This window comes from Cysteiniphilum litorale, from assembly GCF_003428165.1.
GTDB classification, from domain to species: domain Bacteria; phylum Pseudomonadota; class Gammaproteobacteria; order Francisellales; family Francisellaceae; genus Caedibacter; species Caedibacter litoralis.
This window is the reverse complement of the sequence record NZ_QLIQ01000012.1, coordinates 17,281-41,283: the sequence shown is the minus strand read 5'-3', so window position 1 is coordinate 41,283 and position 24,003 is coordinate 17,281. Positions and strand designations below refer to the sequence as shown.

At 38.9% G+C, this 24,003-nt stretch carries 19 protein-coding genes and 1 tRNA gene; 16 read left to right on the top strand and 4 right to left on the bottom strand.

The window, feature by feature from the left end; all coding sequences use genetic code 11:
- Window positions 1-172 precede the first annotated feature (172 nt).
- Window positions 173-853 (top strand): response regulator, encoded by a 681-nt coding sequence (locus DNJ75_RS06685; RefSeq protein WP_117002524.1) that lies wholly within the window; start codon window positions 173-175, stop codon window positions 851-853.
- Here DNJ75_RS06685 and fabV read toward each other — a convergent pair.
- The 3 genes from fabV to DNJ75_RS06670 all read right to left on the bottom strand — a co-directional run bounded on the left by fabV (window position 850) and on the right by DNJ75_RS06670 (window position 4,401).
- On the bottom strand, window positions 850-2,043 hold the full coding sequence (gene fabV / locus DNJ75_RS06680; RefSeq protein WP_117002522.1) for an enoyl-ACP reductase FabV: 1,194 nt from the start codon (window positions 2,041-2,043) through the stop codon (window positions 850-852). The genes DNJ75_RS06685 and fabV overlap by 4 nt on opposite strands.
- Window positions 2,044-2,115: 72 nt before the next feature.
- Window positions 2,116-3,174, bottom strand: a complete 1,059-nt coding sequence (dinB, locus tag DNJ75_RS06675) for a DNA polymerase IV (RefSeq protein WP_117002520.1) — start codon at window positions 3,172-3,174, stop codon at window positions 2,116-2,118.
- 3 nt (window positions 3,175-3,177) lie between these two features.
- Window positions 3,178-4,401, bottom strand: a complete 1,224-nt coding sequence (locus DNJ75_RS06670) for a multidrug effflux MFS transporter (RefSeq protein ID WP_117002518.1) — start codon at window positions 4,399-4,401, stop codon at window positions 3,178-3,180.
- Between the two features lie 231 nt (window positions 4,402-4,632).
- On the opposite strand from DNJ75_RS06670, the gene tig reads away from it, so the two are divergent.
- The 9 genes from tig to DNJ75_RS06625 all read left to right on the top strand — a co-directional run bounded on the left by tig (window position 4,633) and on the right by DNJ75_RS06625 (window position 15,699).
- On the top strand, window positions 4,633-5,949 hold the full coding sequence (gene tig / locus DNJ75_RS06665; protein ID WP_117002516.1) for a trigger factor: 1,317 nt from the start codon (window positions 4,633-4,635) through the stop codon (window positions 5,947-5,949).
- Between the two features lie 146 nt (window positions 5,950-6,095).
- The gene (gene clpP / locus DNJ75_RS06660) at window positions 6,096-6,707 is read left to right on the top strand and encodes an ATP-dependent Clp endopeptidase proteolytic subunit ClpP (RefSeq protein ID WP_117002513.1); all 612 of its coding nucleotides are present in this window, start codon (window positions 6,096-6,098) and stop codon (window positions 6,705-6,707) included.
- A gap of 81 nt (window positions 6,708-6,788) precedes the next feature.
- The gene (clpX, locus tag DNJ75_RS06655; RefSeq protein ID WP_117002510.1) at window positions 6,789-8,099 is read left to right on the top strand and encodes an ATP-dependent Clp protease ATP-binding subunit ClpX; all 1,311 of its coding nucleotides are present in this window, start codon (window positions 6,789-6,791) and stop codon (window positions 8,097-8,099) included.
- A gap of 11 nt (window positions 8,100-8,110) precedes the next feature.
- Window positions 8,111-10,462: an endopeptidase La gene (gene lon, locus DNJ75_RS06650; protein ID WP_117002508.1), complete on the top strand. Its 2,352-nt coding sequence runs from the start codon at window positions 8,111-8,113 to the stop codon at window positions 10,460-10,462.
- Between the two features lie 133 nt (window positions 10,463-10,595).
- On the top strand, window positions 10,596-10,901 hold the full coding sequence (locus tag DNJ75_RS06645; RefSeq protein ID WP_263478727.1) for an HU family DNA-binding protein: 306 nt from the start codon (window positions 10,596-10,598) through the stop codon (window positions 10,899-10,901).
- Window positions 10,902-10,918: 17 nt separating this feature from the next.
- Window positions 10,919-10,994, top strand: a tRNA-Val gene (locus DNJ75_RS06640).
- 138 nt (window positions 10,995-11,132) lie between these two features.
- The gene (locus DNJ75_RS06635) at window positions 11,133-12,863 is read left to right on the top strand and encodes a SurA N-terminal domain-containing protein (RefSeq protein WP_117002504.1); all 1,731 of its coding nucleotides are present in this window, start codon (window positions 11,133-11,135) and stop codon (window positions 12,861-12,863) included.
- A 20-nt stretch (window positions 12,864-12,883) separates the two neighbouring features.
- A complete protein-coding gene (miaA, locus tag DNJ75_RS06630) occupies window positions 12,884-13,804 on the top strand; it encodes a tRNA (adenosine(37)-N6)-dimethylallyltransferase MiaA (protein WP_117002577.1) in 921 nt (306 codons plus the stop codon).
- Between the two features lie 116 nt (window positions 13,805-13,920).
- Window positions 13,921-15,699, top strand: a complete 1,779-nt coding sequence (locus DNJ75_RS06625; protein ID WP_117002502.1) for a TIGR03546 family protein — start codon at window positions 13,921-13,923, stop codon at window positions 15,697-15,699.
- Window positions 15,700-15,852: 153 nt separating this feature from the next.
- On the opposite strand, the gene DNJ75_RS06620 is transcribed toward DNJ75_RS06625, so the two are convergent.
- Window positions 15,853-16,869 (bottom strand): hypothetical protein, encoded by a 1,017-nt coding sequence (locus tag DNJ75_RS06620; RefSeq protein ID WP_157968243.1) that lies wholly within the window; start codon window positions 16,867-16,869, stop codon window positions 15,853-15,855.
- Between the two features lie 373 nt (window positions 16,870-17,242).
- Here DNJ75_RS06620 and DNJ75_RS06615 point away from each other — a divergent pair, with 373 nt between their 5' ends.
- The 6 genes from DNJ75_RS06615 (at window position 17,243) to DNJ75_RS06590 (ending at window position 23,981) form a co-directional block, all read left to right on the top strand.
- Complete coding sequence (locus tag DNJ75_RS06615; RefSeq protein ID WP_117002498.1) at window positions 17,243-17,530, top strand: co-chaperone GroES; 288 nt, start codon at window positions 17,243-17,245, stop codon at window positions 17,528-17,530.
- Window positions 17,531-17,676: 146 nt separating this feature from the next.
- Window positions 17,677-19,323 (top strand): chaperonin GroEL, encoded by a 1,647-nt coding sequence (groL, locus tag DNJ75_RS06610; protein WP_117002496.1) that lies wholly within the window; start codon window positions 17,677-17,679, stop codon window positions 19,321-19,323.
- A 175-nt stretch (window positions 19,324-19,498) separates the two neighbouring features.
- Window positions 19,499-20,590 carry a phospho-N-acetylmuramoyl-pentapeptide-transferase gene (mraY, locus tag DNJ75_RS06605; RefSeq protein WP_117002494.1) on the top strand — a complete coding sequence of 364 codons (1,092 nt, stop codon included), beginning with the start codon at window positions 19,499-19,501 and terminating at the stop codon, window positions 20,588-20,590.
- 12 nt (window positions 20,591-20,602) lie between these two features.
- Window positions 20,603-22,144, top strand: a complete 1,542-nt coding sequence (gene murD / locus DNJ75_RS06600; protein ID WP_117002492.1) for a UDP-N-acetylmuramoyl-L-alanine--D-glutamate ligase — start codon at window positions 20,603-20,605, stop codon at window positions 22,142-22,144.
- 4 nt (window positions 22,145-22,148) lie between these two features.
- A complete protein-coding gene (gene ftsW / locus DNJ75_RS06595) occupies window positions 22,149-23,354 on the top strand; it encodes a putative lipid II flippase FtsW (protein WP_117002490.1) in 1,206 nt (401 codons plus the stop codon).
- Window positions 23,355-23,420: 66 nt separating this feature from the next.
- Window positions 23,421-23,981 carry a cytochrome b/b6 domain-containing protein gene (locus DNJ75_RS06590; RefSeq protein WP_117002488.1) on the top strand — a complete coding sequence of 187 codons (561 nt, stop codon included), beginning with the start codon at window positions 23,421-23,423 and terminating at the stop codon, window positions 23,979-23,981.
- Window positions 23,982-24,003 lie beyond the last annotated feature (22 nt).

Genomic DNA, 24,003 nt, shown 5'->3' with positions numbered 1-24,003 from the left:
TTTGTTATTGATGCTGAGATTATATTACAGCTCAATTAAACCTTAAATCCATTTAGTTTAGATGGTTGTTTAGAATATCTAAATTGATGAAAAGTTGGCGAAACATATCAACCTTTGGCATTGATAATGCTACTATTTCAAGCATTGTCGAGTAAATATAAGTGAATATTTCATGCGAATATTAGTCGTTGAAGATGATGAAATGTTAGGTGATGGTATTGTTGAGGGCTTAAGGCAGCATAATTATGCCGTTGATTTGATGCGTGATGGCAAAATGGCTGAGCTTGCCTTGGATACTGAACCTTATGATGCCGTAGTCATGGATATTGGTTTGCCGCATAAGGATGGTATTGCCATTGTTAAGAGTATTCGCGCGAAAGGTAATGCGGTTCCTGTGCTGTTATTAACAGCGCGTGATGCAATTGATGATCGGGTGCGTGGGCTGGATTCAGGAGCGGATGATTATTTGACAAAGCCCTTTGATTTATCTGAGCTTTTGGCAAGAATGCGTGCATTGGTGAGGCGCTCTGTTGGTCGCAGTGAACCTAAGATTAAGTTTGAAGCACTTGAGCTAGACCCTGCGGCACAAACGCTAACAATTAATGGCGAGTTTGTTAAACTATCTCGGCGCGAATTTGCGCTATTGGAGTGTTTATTAGAGAACATTGGTAAAGTGGTTTCTAAAACAAAGCTGCTTGAGAAACTCTATGGTTGGGATGAAGAAGTTGATTCCAACACCTTAGAAGTGCACATTCATAACTTGCGTAAGAAAATCCAGAACAAATATATTAAAACATTGCGTGGTGTTGGCTATATTATTCAAAAACCACCGCAAGAAACATTAAATGGCTAAGGTTGCTTTGATTTTAATGTATCAATATCGATAGATGCATCATAATTGACACCCGCAACATTAAAGCCATTGAGCTCTAAAAAATCTTGATAAAAACCAGCAAAATCACTGATCTCTTTAAAGTTCTCAGAGGTCATTTTTGACATGATCGCATTAGTCAAGATTTGCGTGTTGTCATCCATTTCAAGGTTATCAGGACGCACACGCCCAACCTCATCGGTAATACGCTTATTGCCATACAGCATATCACGCATAAAACGATCGATTTGCTCGATAGTGTTCTCATGTGTGCCAAGTTCTTTCATGACCTTGAAAAGTGCACAACCATAGAGTGGGAATAGCGGGATAAAGGCGCTAGCCTTAGTAACTAACGCTTTGGCAACGGTAACAAATGCTTCACCCTGCAAATCATGTAATTCATTGTTAAGCGTTAACGCAGTCTTTTCTAAATGACGCTTAGCAGCACCAATCGTGCCTTTTTTGTAAATAGCATCAGTGCCATCAGCACCATCATAGGAATAAGCGGTGGTTTTAAAGCCATCGGCTAAAACGCCTGCCTCTTTAAGTGACTCAATCCAAAGCTGCCAATCTTCACCACCCATGACTTTAATTGTTTCATCAATATCATGCTTTGTTGCTGCCATCATCTTGCCATCAACAATGATCTGTTTATTCAGATCAAGGGTAGGGGCGGCAATTTCACCAACAGTACTTTTCAATACGGAGCTATGTGTAATACCAGTTTTTGGATCTGTGCGTCTTGGTGAGGCAAGGCTGTAGATTAATATATCAATCTTGCCGTCAAATTCTTTTTTGATCATATCGATGGTTTGTTGTCTCACCTCATCAGAAAAAGCATCGCCAATAATGTTTTTAGCAATGAGTCCGTCCTTTTCAGCTTGCTCTTTAAACCAGATATTATTCCACCAGCCAGCACTGCCTAAGCGTTTGTCGTTAACGCCGGGTTCAAATGATACGCTAATCGTATCAGCATCAGCACCATAAGCAAGGGCAATGCGTGAAGCAAGACCATAGCCGGATGAGCCGCCAATAATTAGTGCACGCTTTTTATTAGAGAACTTTGGTAAGCTTTTCATATAATTAATTTGTTTTTCAACAACCGCTTTACAGCCTATTGGGTGAGGGTTCTTAACTAATCCGCCACGCATAATTTCAGGTTTTACAATCATGATATTTCCATGAGTTGAGATCTTAAAGTGTTGTTGATGATATTCAGCAGCTCTTAGCGAGTCAAGAGCTTATCACAAAGCCAAGGGAATTTGTTTAACAGGTTGTTCACTGAGTTTGACACCTAAACCAAGTAAACGAATAGGGTTGCTTTGCTTGTGATATAGATTGTCAAAAAGAAGTAAATAGAGGTTAAGTTCACTGCTTTCTGTGTGGCGTTCAATGCTTGTTTTATGAAATGTGTTATCAGTAATTTTAATAAAAATACCCTCAATACATAGCGTATGCTCAGGCTTGAGTCTTGCTAAAAGCTCTTGATGCAATTGTGTTAATGCCTTTAGACAGTCATCTTTTGTGGTTAGATCGTGTTGATAGGTGTGCTCAACGCCTAATGACTTGCGGATGCGTTTTGGGTTTACCAAACGTCGATCAATGCCGCGACAATAGTCATATAGATTCGTGCCAAGCCTACCGAAATGATGCTCAAGTGCTTTGATATCAAGCTTTTGTAAATCAGCGCAGGTATTAAGTCCCATTTTTTGCATTTTATTTTCCGTCACACTGCCAACACCAAAAAGCATACCAACGGGTAGATCTTGAGTAAATTTATCTACATCCTGGGGGCGAATAACGTATAAGCCATTGGGCTTGTTGATGTCACTTGCGATTTTGGCTAAGAGTTTGTTTGGCGCGACACCGGCTGAGGCGGTAAGCCCTGTTTGTTTCAGAATCTCTTCTTTAATAGCTTGTGCCATTAATGTCGCACTATTGGCGTGGCTTTTGATATTGGTTACATCAATGTAGGCTTCATCCAATGATAAGGGTTCAACGAGTGGACTGATGCTTTTAAAAATATCGTGAATAATATTTGAAACACGCTTATATTTATCAAAATCAGTGGGCAGCAAAATTAACTCGGGGCATTTTTGCAATGCAATACGTGTAGGCATCGCAGAGTGCACACCATAGCTTCGGGCAATATAATTGCAAGTGCACAGCACACCACGCTTGATATTGTTTCCTCCAACAGCAAAAGGCTTATCACGAAGGGAGGGATTGTCTTTTTCCTCAACTTGTGCAAAAAAATAATCCATATCGATATGAATGATTTTACGCGCGGCAAAGTCACTCATGTTTTATGTCTTTGCTGTGTTTTTATTTTTTCTATTTAAAGAAAGGGTTAAAGCTGATAATAAGATTAAGCTAGTGATTGACGTTGCGAGCATTGTTAGTGCCAGCGGGTAAGAGGTATTTATCGCAAAGAGTGTCGCCACTGAGCCAACAACTGAACTACCACCTAATTCAAGTGCGCCAAACATTGCTGATGCTGCTCCTGGGTAGGCGCCAAAAGGCTCAAGCGCGCCACTGGCACCTGAGCCTGCGGTTAATGCGCAGCCAAAAGTTGCAAGCATGCTTGGACCAAAGAATCCCCAAAGACTTAAACCAAAGAGTTGATAAATCACAATAAGTAAAATGCCTGAAGATAATATCAATATGGATCCAAGAATAGATGTCTTTAAAACCCCTAGTTTATGCACAATTGCGCCAGAGATGATTGAGCCAACTAAAAAAGCACCACCTGCCATGCCAAAGAAAACGCCAATTTGTGATCGTGGCTCACCAAGCGTCTGAATGATGTAGGGTGTCATTGAAAAAAGTGTGAAAAAAGCAGAAACACCCGCGATCGCAGGCAAGGTATATGCCCAGAAGGTGAGACTCTTGCAAATGCTAAAATAACGACTAAATAGACTTAAATTAAAAGGTTTGCGATTATTAGGATGTGAGCTTTCTTTGACAAACAAGATGGTTAATGTCAGTGTGAATGCACCAAGTCCCGCTAGAAAATAAAACACGGCGTGCCATGGAAAATAAGCGGTTAATAACACACCGATAATGGGGCCCAAAATAGGCGAGATAGAAATCATGGCATTTAGAAAGCTATAAATCATCGCACTTTTCTTGCCGGAGAAAGCATCGCGAACAATCGCAAACGCGCTCACGGACATGCCACAAGCGCCAAAGCCCTGAAGAATACGAAAAGCAATAAGCCAGCCAATATGGTTTGATAGTGCGCATAATAATGAGCCGATAAAAAATAAGCTCACTGATATAAAGAGTATTTTATAGCGCCCAAATTGGTCTGAGAGTGGTCCTAAGATCAATTGACCAAATCCAGTAACAAGAAAGAATAATGATAAGGTTAATTGCACCATTTCCTGAGAGGTGTTTAAAATGGCTTTCATTTCAGGAATGACTGGCATATAGGTATCTAATGCCAATGCAAAACTAAATACAACGGGTGCTAGTAAAAAGACCGTAATAACTGGTGAGTAAGACCATTGGTAAGTTTTATGTGTCATGATATCTGTTTTGTTGTGGTGGGTACTTGTCTTATTTTGTTTTGATGACAAGCATTTAATGCAAATTATTGTAGCTATTCTTAAGCTAAAGTCGAGCGCTTCTAATGACAAAATAAGCGGGCGCTTTAAATTCGAGCATTAAAGCGCTAGACAATTGAGCGGGCAAAATATAAACTCTGACCCTGAATTTTAAACCTTGAAAATATTAAAGAGTACAAATAAGGATTAGTAATGCAAGTATCTGTTGAAAAAAAAGAAGGCATTCATTGCGTTTTAAATATTGAGCTGCCAGCAGCTGAAATTGATACAGAGGTATCAAAGCGTATTCAGCGTATCGCTAAAACTGCAAAAGTAGATGGTTTTAGACCGGGTAAAGTACCTGCTGGTATGATCAAGAAAAAATATGGTGAGCAAGTACGTTTTGAAGTATTAGGTGATGTTTTACCAAGTAAATATAGCAAAGCAATACAAGAGCAAAAGCTAAATGCAGCTGGTGTTGAGATTGAAATTTTAAATAACAAAGAAGGCGAAGCGCTTAAGTTTAATGTTAATGTTGAGCTTTTCCCTGAGGTGGTTGTTAAAGATTTAGATAAAGTTGCTGTTGAAAAGCCAGTGGTTGAGCTAGGCGATGCGCAAACGGAAAAAATGATCAGCAATCTTCGCAAGCAGCTTGCAACGTGGAAAGATGTTGAGCGTGAAGTAAAAGCTGATGACCGTGTCACAATTGACTTCGTTGGTCGTGTTGATGGTGAAGTGTTTGAAGGTGGTTCAGCCAACGCCTCTGAAGTGACGATTGGTTCAGGTCAAATGATACCAGGATTTGAAGATGGTATTATCGGCATGAAAAAAGATGAAGAAAAAACCATTGATGTGACTTTCCCTGAAGATTATCAAAATGATGAGCTAAAAGGTAAAGCAGCACAGTTTGATATCGTCGTTAAAAACATCAAAGAAGCGGAATTGCCAGAGATTGATGACAAGTTCGTTGAGCAGTTTGGTATCAAAGGTGGTGTTGATGAGTTTTATGCTGAGATCAAGCAAAACATGGCGCGTGAGCTAAAAAACGCGATTAATAAAACGGTAAAAACACAAGTGTTTGATCAGTTGGTTGATATTATTGACTTTGATGTGCCTAAATCACTAGTTCAGCGTGAGATCGATCGCTCTAAGCATGATCTTATTGAGCGTATGGGTGGTGCTAAGTCAAAAATGAAAGCTGAAGACTTACCAGATGAGTTGTTTAAAGCTAAAGCTGAGAAATCAGTCAAGCTAGGTTTGATTTTGCAAGCGATTGTACGTGATCAAAAACTTGAAGCTGATCAAGAAGGAATTGATGCTGTAATCGAAGAGATGGCATCTGTCTATGAAGATGCGCAAGAAGTACGTGATCATGTTAAAAATAATAAGAAAGAATTAGAGAACATCAAAAACGTTGTTGTTGAAAATAAGCTAGTTGATTGGGTGGTTGAGCAAGGTCAAGCCACTGAAAAAACAGAAGACTTCTTTGATTTAATCAAGAAAGTTTTACCACAAGGTGGCATGTTTTAATCAATGAATTAAAACAACGCAATTTGTGCCAGTAAAGCACTGGAGAAAATGAAATAATCAACTTAAACTAAGAGCCACGTTTGTGGCTTTTTTGTTATTAACTTGTCAGTGTAAACGCACTTGCAATATGGATATAAGGTGAAAATATGATTACAAATAATTTAGTTCCTATGGTTGTTGAACAAACATCGCGTGGTGAGCGCTCTTATGATATTTATTCGCGTTTATTAAAGGAACGCATCGTGTTTTTAAATGGCGAAGTCAATGATACATCGGCTAATTTAGTTATTGCTCAATTATTATTCTTAGAATCTGAAAATCCTGATAAAGATATTTATTTCTATATCAACTCACCAGGTGGCTCAGTCACTGCAGGGATGGGTGTTTATGATACGATGCAGTTTATCAAGCCTAATGTAAGTACGATTTGTATTGGTTTGGCAGCAAGTATGGGTGCTGTTTTATTAGCAGCAGGTGAAAAAGGCAAGCGCTATAGCCTGCCACACTCACAAATTATGATTCATCAGCCGTTAGGTGGTTTTAGAGGTCAGGCATCTGATGTTGAGATCCATGCACGCAATATGCTAAGAATCAAAGAGCGCTTGAATCATGTGCTAGCGCGTCATACCGGTCAGTCTTATGAGCAGACGGTGAAAGATACGGATCGTGATAATTTCATGATGGCGGAAGAAGCAAAAGAATATGGCTTAATCGACCAGGTGATTGAGTCAAGAGCGCATATTCCAAGTGCTAAATAAAAAATAAAAGCTTGAATTTCTGCATAATCGCCCGCAACTCGATGGGCGTTTATAATTTTGATTGTTTTTAGAGAGGAAAATATGCCAAGAAAAAGACGTGGCGATGGTGATAGTGGCAGTGGTCGCACGCTGTATTGTTCATTCTGTGGAAAGTCACAACAAGAAGTGCGTAAGTTAATCGCAGGACCTTCAGTTTATATTTGTAATGAGTGTGTGACCTTGTGTGAAGGTATCATTAAAACAGGTGGTTCACAAGCTTCAACACAAGAACCAGATTTATCAACAGCTGAAGGCAAACAAAGTTTACCTAAACCTGTTGATATTAAAAAACACCTTGATGAATATATCATCGGTCAAGATGCGCCAAAGAAAGTGTTATCAGTAGCGGTATATAACCATTACAAAAGAATTTATAACAAACAAAAGCAAGATGATGATGTGATGTTATCAAAGAGCAATATTTTGTTATTAGGACCAACAGGGTCGGGTAAAACCTTGCTTGCACAAACCTTGGCAAAAATGCTTAATGTCCCTTTTGCTATTGCTGATGCCACGACCTTAACCGAAGCAGGTTACGTCGGTGAAGATGTTGAAAATGTGATTCAAAAGCTTTTGCAAAATGCTGATTTTGATGTCAAAAAAGCGGAGCGTGGCATTATTTATATCGATGAGATCGATAAAATTGCGCGCAAATCTGAAAATCCATCAATTACACGTGATGTCTCAGGTGAAGGCGTTCAGCAGGCTTTATTGAAGTTAATTGAGGGTACCGTTGCCTCTGTTCCGCCAAAAGGTGGTAGAAAGCATCCTAATCAAGATTTAGAGCAGGTTGATACAACGAATATTTTATTTATCTGTGGTGGTGCATTTGCTGGTATTGAATCAGTTATTCAACAACGAACTGAGAAGTCAGGCATTGGTTTTGGTGCTGATGTTTTCGGTAAAAATGATCAAGCGTCACATAACCGTTTACTTAAGCAAGTTGAACCAGAAGATTTGGTTAAATTTGGTTTGATTCCTGAGTTGATTGGTCGTTTACCAGTAATGGCTATCTTGGAAGAGTTGGATGAAGAAGCGTTGGTTAAGATCTTAACTGAGCCGAAAAATGCTTTGATCAAGCAGTATACGAAGCTATTTGAAATTGAAGAAGTGAATGTTGAGTTCACGCCTGAAGCGATTAAAGCAGCAGCTCATAGAGCCGTTAAGCGCAAAACAGGTGCGCGCGGACTGAGATCAATTTTAGAAAATGCGCTACTTAATATTATGTTTGAAGCACCATCAATTGAGAATGTTGAGAAGGTCGTGATTGATGAGGCTGCAATTAATGGTAAAGAAGAGCCATTGATTGTATTAAAAGATCAGGCGCAATTTAGATTAGCTTCAGCTCAATAAGGTTAATATGCATGCAATTATATTCTAATGATAAACAAAGTGTTGAAGAGTTAGTTCCGGTTGTGCCATTAAGGGATATCGTCGTTTACCCTTATATGGCTGTGCCACTTTTTGTCGGTAGAGAAAAATCGATTGCTGCGATTAGTGAAGCGCATGCAACAAGACAAAAAGTCTTACTGATGACACAAAAATCAGATGATATTGATAATCCAAAAGTGAAGGATTTACATACCACGGGAACTTATGCCAAGATTCTGCAGTTAATGAAGCTACCAGATGGCACGTGTAAGGTGCTTGTTGAGGGTATTCGTCGCGCTAAGGTGCTTAAGTATTTTGAAGACACACCGTTTATCGCTGCTCAAATTCAGTTGATTGAGACAAAAAATGACTTAAATGATGTTGATGAAAGTGGATTTATCCGTGCGATTTTGTCGAGCTTCAAAACCTTGGCAGATATGAATGGGCAAATTCCCAAAGAAATTCTATCGTCAATTTTGTCAGATACTAATTTAACGCGGATTATTGACACTGTGGTGGCGCAAGCGCATGCGACAGTTTCAAAAAAACAAGAAGTGCTTGAAGCTGAAGGCTTGCAGCAACGCGCGTCACTTTTATTAAAGCTATTAATGGCAGAAACCGATGTATTGGAGCTTGAGCGTAACATCAAGGATCGTGTGAAGTCGCAAGTGGAGCGTAATCAACGTGAATACTATCTTAATGAACAGATCAAGGCGATCTATAAAGAGATGGGTGATGCTGATGAGGCGGAAGAATTTGAGCAATTAAAAGGAAAAATTGATACGGCTAAGATGTCAAAAGAGGCGACTGAAAAAGCCTTGTCGGAGCTTAAGAAGCTTAAAACCATGCCGCCATCTTCGGCTGAGTCCTCCGTATCACGTAATTATATTGAGACTTTAACGTCGCTGCCATGGTCAAAGCGCAGCAAGGTCAAAAAAGATTTAACACAAGCAGAAGATATCTTAAATACGGATCATTATGGCCTTGAAAAGGTCAAAGAGCGTATTTTAGAATATCTAGCAGTGCAGCAAAGAATGCGTAAGCTTAAAGGTCCTATTTTGTGCTTAGTCGGACCGCCTGGTGTTGGTAAAACATCCCTTGGGCAATCGATTGCTAAAGCCACGGGGCGTAAATATGTGCGTATGGCATTGGGGGGTGTTAAAGATGAAGCGGAAATTCGCGGTCATCGACGTACGTATATTGGTGCGCTTCCTGGGCAAATTATGCAAAAAATCAATAAAGTACAGGTGAATAACCCATTATTTTTATTAGATGAAATCGATAAGATGTCAGCTGATTTTCGCGGCGATCCATCCTCTGCGATGCTTGAGGTATTGGATCCAGAGCAAAACAATACATTCAATGATCATTATCTAGATGTTGATTATGATCTATCTGATGTGATGTTTGTCGCCACAGCCAATAGTTTAAATATTCCCGATGCTTTAAGAGATCGCATGGAAATTATTTATCTATCGGGTTACACCGAAGATGAAAAAAAGAATATTGCTAAGAACTATTTATTGCCACGAGCAATTAAAGACAATGGTTTAAAAGAAGCTGAAATTGCCGTTGCCGATAAAGTGATCGAGGATATCATTCGTTATTACACGCGTGAAGCGGGTGTACGTCGCTTGCAGCAAGAGCTTAATAAGATTTGCCGCAAAGCGGTTAAGCATATCTTATCGACTAAAGACGGTAAGAAAGTCTCGGTTAACAGTAAAAACTTAGATAAATATCTTGGTGTTAGACGCTATGATTTTGGCTTAGCACAACAAGAGGATAAAATTGGACAAGTTACGGGACTTGCGTGGACTGAAGTTGGTGGTGATCTATTAACCATTGAAGCGGTAACAACGGCAGGTAAAGGTAAGCTTAAGACCACGGGTAAACTCGGTGAGGTGATGCAAGAGTCGATTCATGCAGCACTAACCGTAGTGCGTACGATGGCAAAAGACTATGGTTTGGATGATGATTTCTATGAGAAACGTGATTTTCATATCCATGTACCAGAAGGGGCAACACCCAAAGATGGACCAAGTGCAGGTATTGCGATGTGTACGGCGGTTTTATCTTCTTTAACTGGTATTGCTGTTAAAAAAGATGTGGCGATGACGGGTGAAATTACCTTGCGTGGTGATGTATTACCTATCGGTGGCTTGAAAGAAAAACTCTTGGCAGCACTTCGCGGCGGTATCAAGACAGTTCTCATTCCATTTGAAAATAAAAAGGATCTGCAAGAGATTCCACAAAACGTAAAAGATGGTTTGGAAATCATTGCAGTGAAGCGAATTGAAGAAGTTTTAGCGCATGCGCTGATGTCAAAAAAAACCAAGAAAAGCTAAAAAAAAGCTAAAAAAAATGGGAAAACATCAAAAAAACGTTAAAAAATCATGAATTAGCAATAAACCGTGTTGACGTGAGTTACTGTGCTTGCTATAACTTAGGCGAGTTAAGCGGCGGCAAGCCGCTTAAACATTGAGTTATTCAACAACGAAAGAGGAAAGCATCGTGAATAAAAGTGAACTAGTAAAAGCAATCGCAGAAAAAGCTGACGTAACAAAGGATGTCGCTCAGCGCGCATTGGACGCGACAACTGAAGCGGTAACTGAAGCATTAAAAGCAGGTCAAACAGTGACGCTTGTTGGATTTGGTTCATTCCAAGTTCGTGAAAGAGCGGCGCGTGAGGGGCGCAATCCTAAGACAGGTGAGAAAATGAAGATCAAAGCTTCTAAATCACCTTCATTTAAAGCAGGAAAATTATTGAAAGATGCGGTGAACTAATATATAGTTCAGCTCGCGGGTGCTTAGCTCAGCTGGGAGAGCATCGCCCTTACAAGGCGAGGGTCGGGGGTTCGAACCCCTCAGCACCCACCACATCTTTAAAGGCATGCTTTTAGCATGCCTTTTTTGTTTTGGCTATTAAACACCGCAAAATGATTCACGAGCGGTATATCCCATGCTAAGATGTGATAATTTAATTTTAAGCTCAATGGAAGTAGGTAGTAGTGTCATATGTTGCAATCGATTAATGATAAATTTAAAGGTTGGATTACGTGGATTATCATCATCGCAGTGAGTGCGGTTTTTGTGTTAACAGGTATCAGTTACTTTTTTGTCTCAGGTGGTGTTTCACCACAGTCTGTGGCAAAAGTAGGAGACGTACAAATCTCGCAAAATAGCTATCAGCAATCCTTATCTCAAAATATGCAAGCGCAACCTTCACTTGATCAAAAAGCATTGCAAGAGAAAACATTAAATCAATTGGTCGATCAAGCATTATTGCAACAAGATGCCACGGCATCGCATATTGCCATCACACAATCTGCGGTATCCATTGCGATTTTCCAAAATCCAGCGTTTGTTGAAAATGGACAATACTCGGCGAAACGTTTTGATGAACTGGCTAAGCTATACGGTGGTGCCGGCAATATCAAAGCACTGATCGCCAATAGCCTTCTGACCTCAAGTATTGTGACACCACTATTGCAAAGTGAGTTTGTATTAAGTGATGAGCAAAAAACACTAAGTGCATTAATGGGGCAAAAGCGTGAAGTCACCTATTATGATTTTGCTGCGAAAGATTATGCCAGTAAGATCAAACCAACAGACAAAGAACTTCAAGCTTATTATGATGAACACAAAGTGCAATATGAGCAGATTGAGCAAGCCGTTGTATCTTATGTCAAACTATCATCACAAGATTTTGTGAGCAAAGAGCCAGTATCTGAGAGTGAAATCAATAGCTATTATCAAGCCAATAAAGATGCACTTATGTCACCTGAGTTAAGATCTGGTGAGACAATCACGATTGATAAAAAGGCTAAAGATAGCAAAGCAATTGCTGAGAAGCTTAAAGCCAATCAAGCATTAACGGCTGATGAGCTAAAAGAAGTTAAAATTGAACAGATAAAGCCATTATCACAAGCAGATGCTTCAGGCTTTGCGCAATTTGCGTTGTTTAATTTAACGCTTGAGTCACCTGTTAAAGAAACATCGGATAATGAATTTGTTAAATTAACAAAAATCATAGCACCTGCTGAGATGTCACTGTCAGAAGCAAAGCCTGTGATTGAAAAGATTCTTAAAAATCGTGCGGCATTGACTAAGTTTAATGAAGTGTTAACAAGTATTAATAGCAATAGCTTTGACCAAGTAGTCAAAGCCAATAAATTAACACCTGCAACGACAAATGCATTTGATAAAAATACGACAAGTGCAAATGTTGAAGGCAATGCCAAATTACAAGAAGCGGTATTTGATCACAATAAAACGCAAGGCTTCATTGCCCAAGGTCAAACCGATGGCATTATCTACAAAGTTGATAAGATGATTCCGAAGCATACCTTAAGCTTTGCTGAAGTTAAAGATAAGGTCAAAACGGCGTATATTGCGACAGAGTCATTAGCGCAAGCGCAAAAAGCAGCACAAGATGCGCTTAAAGCTTTACAAGATAAAAAAGAAGTTAAAACGGTAAAAGCAAAAACTGAAACTATTTCACGCAGTGACTTCACCCTTGATCAAGACTTAAAAACAGCCATTTTCAGTGATGGTTTGAAGTCATATAAACTCGCACAAAATGGTGAGTCTTATTGGGTATATGAAGTAGCAAAAGTTATTGATGGCACCGATGAGTTGCCAACGCAAGTGCTACAAAATAACTATAGCAATATCGAGCTAAATGACTATTTGGCTGCATTAAAGAAACAATATAAAGTTGAGATTAATCATCAACTGATCCAATAATTATTTACCCTATGTCTGTTATTTCAAAAAAAGTCTATGCCTTAGCAGGTCCTACTGCCTCAGGAAAAACGTCTCTTTCCATTGAACTTGCCAAAGAAATGAATGCTGAAATTATCAGTGTTGATTCAGCGTTGGTATACAAGCGATTAGATATTGGTTCAGCTAAGCCAAATCTTTTGGAAATGAAGGGTGTTGTCCATCATCTAATTGACATTATCGAGCCGTGGTTTAATTACTCGGTCAATGATTTTATCAATGATACTAAGCGATTGATTCAAGATATCCATGCACGTAACAAAGAAGTATTACTTGTTGGTGGCACGATGATGTACTTTAAAACATTGCAAGAAGGTATATCTAAGCTACCTGAGACCGATGATAAAATGCGTGACACCATAAAGTTACAAGATTTAGCGTATTGGCATGACTTCTTGATGCATAAAGATCCTCTCACAGCCAACAAGCTTAACCCAAATGATCAACAACGGATTGAGCGTGCCGTTGAAGTGATATTACTTACTGACCAACCTTATTCGCATATTATTGCTGAAAATGCCAAAGAGGGTGGTTTAGGTCAATCACTTAACTTATGTGCATTAGTTCCAAATGATCGTAAACATTTGCATCAGATGATTGAAAAGCGCTTTATGCAAATGCTAGATAATGGTTTTTTAAAAGAAGTTGAAGGGCTTAAAAATCTAGCGCTTATGCATGCTGATCTGCCATCGATGCGCAGTGTTGGTTATCGCCAAGCATGGCAGCACCTTGATGGCGAGTATGATTATAAGGAATTTGTTGCCAAGGGAATTGCGGCAACACGCCAGCTAGCCAAGCGCCAGTTAACGTGGATTCGCAATTGGCAACAACCGATATTTAAGATTGATGCTAATTTAGAGTTTGATGAGAAGCTTGATCAAGTGTTGAGAGTCTTTAATTGCTAAATTACTCTACCCTTGCCTTTCTGATAAAGAGCTAAGCATTAAGCGTATCAAGCTTGAGTGAATATGCTTTTTAGACTACAGTTTGTTTTGAGAGTCGATTTAGAAAGGATATCACGATGAAATTTATCAAAAAGCTTATAGCAATTATTACGGGGCAATCTAATCCAATGCAGCTATTTTTAGCCGCGTTATTTGGTTTTGTATTAGGGTTTATGCCAGGATTTCAATATGCGCCACTTATCTATCTTGTTGCCGTTTTGCTTTTATTGTTATTCAATGTCAATTTAGTCGTGGCAGCGATTATTTTTGCGGTTGCTGAGATTTTATCCTTTATTTTAGAGGGACTTTCTTACCATCTGGGGACTTGGTTATTAGATGGCTTCCTGCAACCTTTATTTAAATGGATGATTAACGCGCCAGTGTTAGCATATGCTGGATTTGATTATTATCTGGTGAGTGGTAGCTTCATCTTAGCAATTATTCTTGGTGTGATTGTGGGCTTTGTGCTTGCGCGATCTGCTAAAAATATCAAAGTTAAAATGGCAGCACTACAGACTGAAAAAGAAGCGTACAATAGAATCATTAATAAGCGATCTATCAAAGTCATATCATGGGCTATCTTTGGTAAATCAGCACATAAAATTCATTGGATTCAGTTACGTGATAAAAAGCTTAAGCATCCGTTTCGTTGGTGGGGTGTGATTGTAACGGTTATGATCGTTATTTTGTTATTTGTTATGAATAGCTTCTTGCAGTCGCAAGTTGTCAAAAATATTTTAGTTACACAGCTAACCAAAGTTAATGGCGCGACAGTAGATATAGGTCAACTTGATATTGATGCTTTAGATGGAAAAATAGTGATCAAGGATTTGGCTTTTGCCAATCCTGATGATTTATATCAAAATAGTTTTTTTGCAAAAGAGTTGGAAGCTGAAGTCAATGTAAGCGCACTGTTGGCAAAACGCCTTGAGCTAAGTGATGTGGTTGTCGATAGTGTGTTAACAAATAGCAAACGTCAAAGTAAAGCGTCATTATATGCTAATACAAATACAGAAAGTGATACTATAACTCCAGTTGATGATAAATCAAAAACAGCAGGTTCAGCGGGAGATGTGAGTGAAAAGGATAAAACACAACAATTTGATGTGCGTCATTACATTAAAAATGCCAACGAATATTATGATTATCTTGCTAAGCTTGTACGCGTGATTAAATGGCTGGCACCTGAGTCGGCAGCTCAGGAAGATAAAGCCATTAGTAAAGAAAATAACGATGTTATACCCGTCTATCAATATGCACAAAGGCAGGCGTTGCATCTAATTGAGCAATCACCAACTCTTGTGATTGCTAAGCTTATGGTCAACAATATTCACTATAACGATGGCTTACAATTAAATGTCACAGCAAGTAATCTTTCAACACAACCGTGGCTTACCATTGCACCGACAAAAATTAATATTGTTAGTGTTGATAAAACCATGAATGTTGATTTTGTTAGTGCGAATAATAGTCGAATTGCGCCAAGCTTTGGTTTAATGCTCAAAGATATGCCTGCGGATAAACTGTTAAATGATATTAACTTTGGTAATAGCTTTAATCTCACGGCTAAGACATATGATATTAGTATGCACGGATCTTGGGGATGGCAATCTGGTGATATTGAACTTAATGCGCCTGCAAATATTACATTTTATGATGCGAAGATTAATGCAGGTGGTGTCAATCAGTCATTAGCGAAGCTGCCACTGAAATTTAATGTCAAAGGTAGCCTGAACAATCCTGTAATCGAGATGGATAATACCCAATTGCAGAATATCTTAATTGAGTCAGGCACCAATGCTGTTAAAGATCAGTTAAAGGGGGAGTTAAAAAGCAGGTTGCCGATTGGTTGGTAACCCTATATCATATAAGCTTTGTATTGTATGAGATTGGTAATTGAAGTAGATAAAGACTATAGATATTCTAATAAGTCTGGAGTGAGTAAGCGGATGTTAGTTCAAGGCACATACAATGTATCTTTTTATATTTGGGTGGGGGATGTGTGGGTGCTAGCGTAGTTTTTTAAATGTAGTCTTATAAAAATCATGCTCAAATAAGTCATCGGAGGCTTGTCCGCTCAGAATCGTAAATATCGATATGGGCTTATTATTTGCGTTAATGATTTCTTGAATATGGTTTGCCAATCCTTGTGACTGATAATTAAAAAGTTTATTAAATAATACAGGGTGATTTGCGTCAGAATAAATGTCTATATCTCTTGTATGATACTTATTGCCATATAACTGGCAGAAATGGAGTCGATCAACGGGCTTTTTTTGCATAATATCTAGGTAGTTATCAGAGTATTTGGCAAATATAAACTCTATGATTGTGTTTCCAATAGTTATTTTTGGATTTATCCCAAATAAGGTTGCTAAAAACTCTAGGTCAAAAAACTTTTGTTTTTGTAACTCGGCGCTTAAGCTAAAATGGATATCTGGTGCTAATTTAGATAATGCTTCTAGAAGATGCTTGATGCGCCCTGAGCTAATGGTTGAAAGATTACGTAAATTAAAGCTATCATTGATAATCATAAGAATTCTAACGTGACTTTTGGGGCTAAATTTGATCTTTTTACTGCTGTTTGAGGCTATATTTCTACCTATGGATTGATGAAAGTGAAATTGGTCTGTGGGCGTATCTTCAAGATTATTCCAATGCATTTTAACGCCATGGTTTTTGTTTCTTTCTTCATAAGATACCATTGCTCTTAATTCTTTCCAGTTTTTAATACACTCATGTTTAGCTTTATCTGAGAAATTGGCTACTATTGGTTTGTGAATCCAAGAGAACTTTCCCTTTTGATCTGAATAGTACTCAGTGGATAGAGCAAATGCATCAACTACACTCATTCTTTCTTGTATACAACGTTTTAGTACGTTGTTTGATCCTCGTATAAAGTCTGCTCTATTTATGATTTGTGTTTGGTTGGCTCTATAGTAATTGTTATCAATATAGTACCTATCAATTGTTTCACGGTATCTGCTATTGGTATAATATAAGGCAAGAAAGCCTAAATTATCCAAGTAGTCCCATATGATAGCATCGATGAAAGTATGTGAAGTAAGATTCATGGAAAAGCTCTAATTTTATAAAAGATTAACGCTATGGTAGAAGGGATTTCTCCATAAATCTGTAAGAAAATTGTAAATTGCTGAATTAAAAGGGATTGATGAACTTAAAGTAATACTTTTATTTTAAACTTGTAATGGTTTATTAGTTTTATGAAAGATAAACCTAAGAGGAGTTTTTGAGTGTAAAATGGGCATTAATGTTAATCCAAAAAAATAAATCAAAAAACTTTTAAAAAAATTCTTGAAATGCAAATTGCTATCACCATATTTTTGCCTGCAATAAACAACTAATGTTTAACAAATAGGTTAAAAAAGGAGTCTAAATATGGCAATTCGCCCTTTACATGATAGAGTGTTGGTTCGTCGCGCTGAGGAAGAAGAAAAATCAGCAGGCGGGATTATCCTAACGGATAGCGCTAAGGAAAAACCAATGCAAGGTACGATTATTGCAGCAGGTCACGGCAAGATTTTAACAGATGGCGGAATTCGTGCGCTTGATGTTAAAGTGGGTGATAAAGTACTATTTGGTAAGTACGCAGGCAATGAAGTTAAAGTTGATGGTGAAGAGCTATTAATGATGCGTGAAGAAGATATCATGGGTGTGATTGAATAATCTTTGGCGTGGTAGTGTTCTTGGTGAGCTTCTGTAGGGGCGTATTGTATACGCCCGATGCTAAGGATGATACCACATCATATGATTGATTTTAAAAGCGAAGTTTTTAATTAAGAATAAACAAAGAAATTTAAGAGGAAAGAAACATGGCCGCTAAAGAAGTAATGTTTTCAGATGACGCACGTGCTCGTATGCTAGAGGGCGTTAATACATTGGCTAACGCAGTAAAAGTCACTTTAGGTCCTAAAGGACGCAATGTCGTACTTGAGAAATCATTTGGCGCTCCTGCAATCACTAAAGATGGTGTATCTGTTGCTAAAGAAATCGAATTAAAAGATAAGTTTGCCAACATGGGTGCGCAAATGGTTAAAGAAGTTGCCTCAAAAACTGCTGATATCGCAGGTGATGGTACAACAACGGCAACTGTTTTAGCGCAAGCTTTATTAACAGATGGTTTGAAGGCAGTAGCCGCTGGCATGAATCCTATGGATCTTAAGCGTGGTATTGATAAAGCAACCATTAAAGCGGTTGATGCATTAAAAGCACTATCTAAGCCATGTGCTGATAACAAAGCGATTGAGCAAGTTGGTACGATTTCCGCAAACTCTGATGCGACAGTTGGTGAGCTAATTGCTAAAGCGATGGCTAAAGTTGGTCCTGAAGGTGTGATCACTGTTGAAGAAGGCAAAGGCTTTGAAGATGAGCTAGACGTGGTTGAAGGTATGCAATTTGATCGTGGTTACTTGTCTCCTTATTTTGCGACTAATCAAGAGAATATGACGGCTGAGTTAGAAAATCCATACATTTTAATCGTTGATAAGAAAGTCTCTAATATCCGTGACCTACTACCAGTATTAGAAGGTGTTGCTAAGTCTGGCAAGCCATTATTGATTATCGCTGAAGATGTTGAAGGTGAAGCATTAGCAACATTAGTTGTTAATAATATCCGTGGTATTGTTAAAGTCGCGGCTGTTAAAGCCCCTGGTTTTGGTGATCGTCGTAAAGCAATGCTAGAAGATATCGCTATCCTAACAGGTGCGACAGTTATTGCTGAAGAAGTTGGTTTAACACTAGAAAAAGCAACAGTTGAGCATTTAGGTACGGCTTCACGCGTGCAAATCACCAAAGATGATACAACAGTGATCGATGGCGCTGGTCAAAAAGGCAATATTGAAGCACGTGTTTCTCAAATCAAAAAGCAAGTTGAGGAGTCAACCTCTGACTATGATCGTGAGAAGCTTCAAGAGCGTTTAGCTAAGTTAGCAGGCGGTGTCGCTGTAATCCGTGTAGGGGCTGTGACTGAAGTTGAAATGAAAGAGAAAAAAGACCGTGTTGACGATGCGCTTCATGCAACGCGCGCTGCGGTTGAAGAAGGTGTTGTCGCTGGTGGTGGTGTTGCACTACTTCGTGCACAAGCTGCTCTTGAGACGCTAAAAGGTGACAATGAAGACCAAGACCACGGTATCGCATTAATGCGTCGTGCAATGGAAGCGCCTTTACGTCAGATCGTTAAAAACGCAGGTGGCGAAGCGTCTGTCGTTGTTAATAACGTTCGCGCTAAAGAGGGTAGCTATGGTTATAACGCTGCAAATGATACCTACGGCGATATGATCGAGATGGGTATCTTAGATCCAACGAAAGTAACGCGCTCAGCATTACAACACGCTGCATCTGTTGCCGGTCTTATGATTACAACAGAAGCAATGGTTGGTGAGATCAAAGATGATAAAGCTGACGCAGCTGCTGCAATGGGCGGCATGGGTGGAATGGGCGGTATGCCTGGCATGATGTAATCATCAGCTATCCACAACTATAAATAATAAAAAAGGGGCTTGACGCCCCTTTTTTATTACTTTTTTAACATAGCTTTGGTTGTGTTCTGCAATTAGGCTTACTAGAATACGTTGCATTTGTGGTGCACTGTTTTTCAACCGTGCAATTTAGGTAGTTAAGGCAAGGTTTTTTTAGATGTTATTATGGTTAACCGGTTGGTTGTCACAATATTTTACGTTTATGCATATTTTTAGTAGTTATGTGACGGTGCGCTCACTTATGGCAGCATTAACGGCACTTTTAATTAGTTTGTTTGTTGGCAAACCAATGATTAACTGGTTGAGTAAAATGCAGATAGGGCAGGTAGTGAGGGATGATGGACCGCAAACGCATTTGGTGAAGAAAAACACACCGACGATGGGTGGTTGCTTAATTATTTTTTCCATTGTTGTATCGATTTTACTATGGGCAAAGCTTAATAGTCCTTTTATATGGGTATTGCTTTTTGTACTTGTCAGTTTTGGCTTGATTGGTTTTTTAGATGACTTTCTAAAGCTAGTATTAAAGCACCCTAAAGGTTTACGTGCCAAATACAAATACTTGATGCAGTCGATTTTTGCAATCGTGGCAATGCTGTGGGTTTATGCTTTATTGCATAACTATATGGACTTTAGTTTATCAATCCCCTTTAGCAAAGATTGGGTTATTCCGCTAGGTGCTTGGGTTATCCTGTTGGGATATTTTGTGATAACCGGAAGTAGCAATGCGGTGAATTTAACCGATGGTTTAGATGGTTTGGCAATTTTACCGATTGTGCTTGTAGCAATGGGGCTTGCTGTTTATGCCTATGTCATTACCAATAGCGCCTTTGCTGGGCATTTGCTGTTTGATTATATGCCCAATGTTGGCATTGATGAGCTTGTTGTATTTTGTGCCGCGATTGCCGGCGCTGGCTTTGGTTTCTTGTGGTTTAACGCGTATCCTGCGGAAGTATTTATGGGCGATGTTGGTTCGCTAGCATTGGGGGCGACACTTGGCACCATAGCCGTTATTATTCGTCAAGAGTTGGTGTTTTTTATTATGGGCTTTTTGTTTGTGATGGAAACGGTTTCAGTTATTCTGCAAGTTGGCTCGTACAAACTAAGAAAAAAGCGTATTTTTAGAATGGCGCCACTTCATCATCATTTTGAATTAAAAGGTTGGCCTGAAACCAAAGTGGTGGTGCGTTTTTGGATTTTAACGGTTATTTTTGTATTAATTGGGCTTGCTGCACTTAAAGTGCGCTAATGTGACGATGAAATGATTGAGTCAAAGCCTTTTTATTATCAAACACAACAAATAAAACGCGTATTAGTCGTGGGTCTTGGTATTTCAGGGATTGCGGTTGTTGATTATCTAAAAGCTTATGCGCTAGAGATCGATATCTTCGATCAAAACCTTAAAAACGTGAGTGTTATAGTTGATTACCAAAACTTTGATGAAATCAACCTTGAAAGTTATGATTTAATTGTCGTAGCTCCGGGCATTCCCGTCAATAAAGCACCATTTAATCAACTCTATCATCATTGGCATAAAGTCGTTGGTGATATTGAGCTATTTGCATTAGCTATCGCATCAGGCAATGACGAGAAAAACCATAAGAAAAAAAGGCAAAAAGTGATTGCGGTAACGGGTTCAAATGGCAAAAGTACCGTTGTCTCTTTGCTTTTTCATGTGCTTAAAAGCCTTGGAATAAATACTGCATTAGGCGGCAATATTGGCACCCCTGCTTTAAGCCTTATCGATGAAAATGTTAATGTTTATGTGCTTGAGATTTCAAGCTTTCAGATTGATTTATTAAAACATGCACAGTTTGATGTTGTTGCGGTACTTAATTTATCTCCTGATCATTTAGATCGTTATGCTGATTATAAGGCGTATTGTGATGCTAAGTTGGCATTGTTCGCGCGTGGTAAATATCGTGTAATGAATGCCAAGCAAAAAGATTTATTAAATCATAGAGTGGATGCTACTCTTTCATATTTTAATAATGACATTACTTATGTCGATGATGACAAAGCGATATTCCATCATGAGGTATTTTGTCAGCAGTCTGAGTTGATATTACAAGGTAAGCATAATCTTGAGAATATCTTAGCAGTGCTGGTTGTTTTAGAAATGATGGCAAGTGCTTTAGCAACCTCAAGACAAGCTTGTGATTTTAAAAACACCCCGCCAGTCTACGACTGTCACCCCTCTTATAAAGAGGGGAATCAAGTAGACTTAGAGGTAGAGGTTCCCCTCTTTGCAAGAGGGGTGCCGAGCATGCGAGGCGGGGTGTTGGGAGAAGGAGGAAGCTTAGAACAAACTATAGGGTTGTCAGATAGTGATAAAGTGAAGATTAAAACAGCAATTGCTACATTTAATCCGCTTGCGCATCGCTGCCGTTTGGTTAGAACGTTTAAACATATCCGCTATATTAACGACTCAAAAGCCACCAATATTGCATCAACTGAAGCCGCTCTTATCGGCTTAGGTAATCAAGAGACTAAAAACATTATTATTTTATTAGGTGGTTTAGCAAAAGGTGCTGATTTTAAGGAATTAGTATCAGTGCTTAAAACCTATATTAGAAAAGCAGTAGTTTATGGGCAGGATCGCATGTCAATTTATCAAGCCATTGCCAATGAGGTTGATTGTGTGCTTTGTCAGAGCTTCGATGAGGCATTTAATGCTGCCACAACCCTCGCATGCCAAAATGATATTGTGTTATTATCACCGGCATGTGCAAGCTTCGATGGCTTTTTAAGCTATGCTCATCGTGGTGAATATTTTGAAGAATTGGTTAATAAGCTAAGGTAACAGCGTGCTTTTTTTTATTCGTAATTTATTTAGTCAGCGCAATAGCAAAAAGGTTCGCGTTCGAGCGACCATTGAGCTAGATATGGCATTTGTTTTTTTGGTGTTGGGATTATTAGCATTTGGTTGGATTATGGTGACCTCAGCATCGATGGTTGATGCAAATTATGATTATGGCAACCCTTACTTTTATTGTGTGCGTCAGGGGTTCTTTGCGGTGCTTGGTATAGGTGCAATGATTTGCGCATTACTGGTGCCAACAGATAACTATCAGAAAATCTATAAACTATGGCTTATTATTGCCTTTGTTTTGCTCGTTGCTGTATTGATTCCGCATATTGGACGCGAGGTGAATGGTTCACTACGTTGGATTCCTTTGATTGTGATTAATGTGCAGGTTTCGGAAGTTGTTAAGCTATGTGCGATTATGTATTTTTCATCTTATCTCGTGCGCTTTGGAGATGTTGCCAGAGAGACGTTTAAAGGTGTTGTTAAACCACTGATAATTCTTGCGGCTATGGCTGGACTGTTGCTTAAAGAGCCTGACTTTGGCGCATCTGTTGTGATGTTTACCTGTGTTTTCGGTATTATGTTTATGGCGGGTGTCAAATTGAGATGGTTTATTATCCTGATTGTATTAGGTGGGGTTGCGGCAACGTTTCTAGTGTTGTTTGAACCGTATCGTTTAGCGCGTCTAAATGGCTTTATGAATCCGTGGGCGGATGCCAATAATACTGGTTATCAGCTTGTGCAAGCACTTATTTCGTATGGTCGAGGAGGCTGGTTTGGTGATGGCTTAGGCAGTGGTATTCAAAAGCAGTTCTTCCTACCTGAAGCGCATACTGATTTTATCGTGTCAGTAGTCGCTGAAGAGCTCGGTGCTGTCGGTGTGATTGTCCTTTTGATGGTCTATGCTTATTTGATCTGGAAAGGCATGCGGATTGCTAGCCTTGCTTATGTTCTTAATCGCCATTTTCAAAGCTATGTGGCTTATGGCATAAGCTTTTGGGTAGCTTTTCAGGTGATCGTTAATATTGGTGTAAATATCGGTGTTCTGCCAACTAAAGGCTTAACATTGCCATTGATTAGTTATGGAGGTAGCAGCTTACTTATTATGTGCTTTGCATTAGGTATTTTGCTTCGGATTGACTTTGAGAATAAGATTACAGCGGATGAAATTATGCCGCGTTACGTTTATAAAAAGGCATCTTAAATAATGTAATGGTGAAAAAATAAGTTGCAACACAACTTATTTCTTATTCATTACAATGGAGTTTCTATGAAAAAACAAACACATTATGATGTATTGGCACATGTAATTCATTGGCTATTTGCGTTAATGATTATCTTCCAATTGTTATCAGCACAATGGATGCATCATAAAATAAAACCAGGTGTTGAACCGTGGACATTGAAACTATTTCTATTTCATGAAATTTTCGGTGTCACTGTGTTTTTCTTGTTATTAGCTTATTTATTACGTGCTGCAAGCTTAGTTGAAAAGGATAAATTTGGGCATCTTTTCCCTTATAACAAAAAAGGTCTTAGTTTAGTAATAGCCGATATCAAAACACTATGTCGTTGCCGTTTGCCTGATCGTGATTTCGGTGGGTTAGCCGGACTGATTCAAGGCTTAGGGTTTTTGCTATTATTTCTGGTCGCTTTATTAGGGACGCTTTGGCTTGTGATTCCTGCCAATTATATTGGTGCCTCATTGCTGCATGATATCAAGGAGCTACATGAATTCTTTGCGCAAATTGTTTGGTATTATTTAGCGGGACATGTTGGCATGTTCTTAATTCATGTTATAGTGGATAAAATTTCAAAAAATAAAAAGTAAAAAAATAAAAAACAGTATAAAG

Coding starts and splice junctions, on each gene's coding strand:
- DNJ75_RS06685 (WP_117002524.1), top strand. CDS start 173: ATGCGAATATTAGTCGTTGAAGATGATGAAATGTTAGGTGATGGTATT.
- fabV (WP_117002522.1), bottom strand. CDS start 2,043: ATGATTGTAAAACCTGAAATTATGCGTGGCGGATTAGTTAAGAACCCT.
- dinB (WP_117002520.1), bottom strand. CDS start 3,174: ATGAGTGACTTTGCCGCGCGTAAAATCATTCATATCGATATGGATTAT.
- DNJ75_RS06670 (WP_117002518.1), bottom strand. CDS start 4,401: ATGACACATAAAACTTACCAATGGTCTTACTCACCAGTTATTACGGTC.
- tig (WP_117002516.1), top strand. CDS start 4,633: ATGCAAGTATCTGTTGAAAAAAAAGAAGGCATTCATTGCGTTTTAAAT.
- clpP (WP_117002513.1), top strand. CDS start 6,096: ATGATTACAAATAATTTAGTTCCTATGGTTGTTGAACAAACATCGCGT.
- clpX (WP_117002510.1), top strand. CDS start 6,789: ATGCCAAGAAAAAGACGTGGCGATGGTGATAGTGGCAGTGGTCGCACG.
- lon (WP_117002508.1), top strand. CDS start 8,111: ATGCAATTATATTCTAATGATAAACAAAGTGTTGAAGAGTTAGTTCCG.
- DNJ75_RS06635 (WP_117002504.1), top strand. CDS start 11,133: ATGTTGCAATCGATTAATGATAAATTTAAAGGTTGGATTACGTGGATT.
- DNJ75_RS06625 (WP_117002502.1), top strand. CDS start 13,921: ATGAAATTTATCAAAAAGCTTATAGCAATTATTACGGGGCAATCTAAT.
- DNJ75_RS06615 (WP_117002498.1), top strand. CDS start 17,243: ATGGCAATTCGCCCTTTACATGATAGAGTGTTGGTTCGTCGCGCTGAG.
- groL (WP_117002496.1), top strand. CDS start 17,677: ATGGCCGCTAAAGAAGTAATGTTTTCAGATGACGCACGTGCTCGTATG.
- mraY (WP_117002494.1), top strand. CDS start 19,499: ATGTTATTATGGTTAACCGGTTGGTTGTCACAATATTTTACGTTTATG.
- murD (WP_117002492.1), top strand. CDS start 20,603: ATGATTGAGTCAAAGCCTTTTTATTATCAAACACAACAAATAAAACGC.
- DNJ75_RS06590 (WP_117002488.1), top strand. CDS start 23,421: ATGAAAAAACAAACACATTATGATGTATTGGCACATGTAATTCATTGG.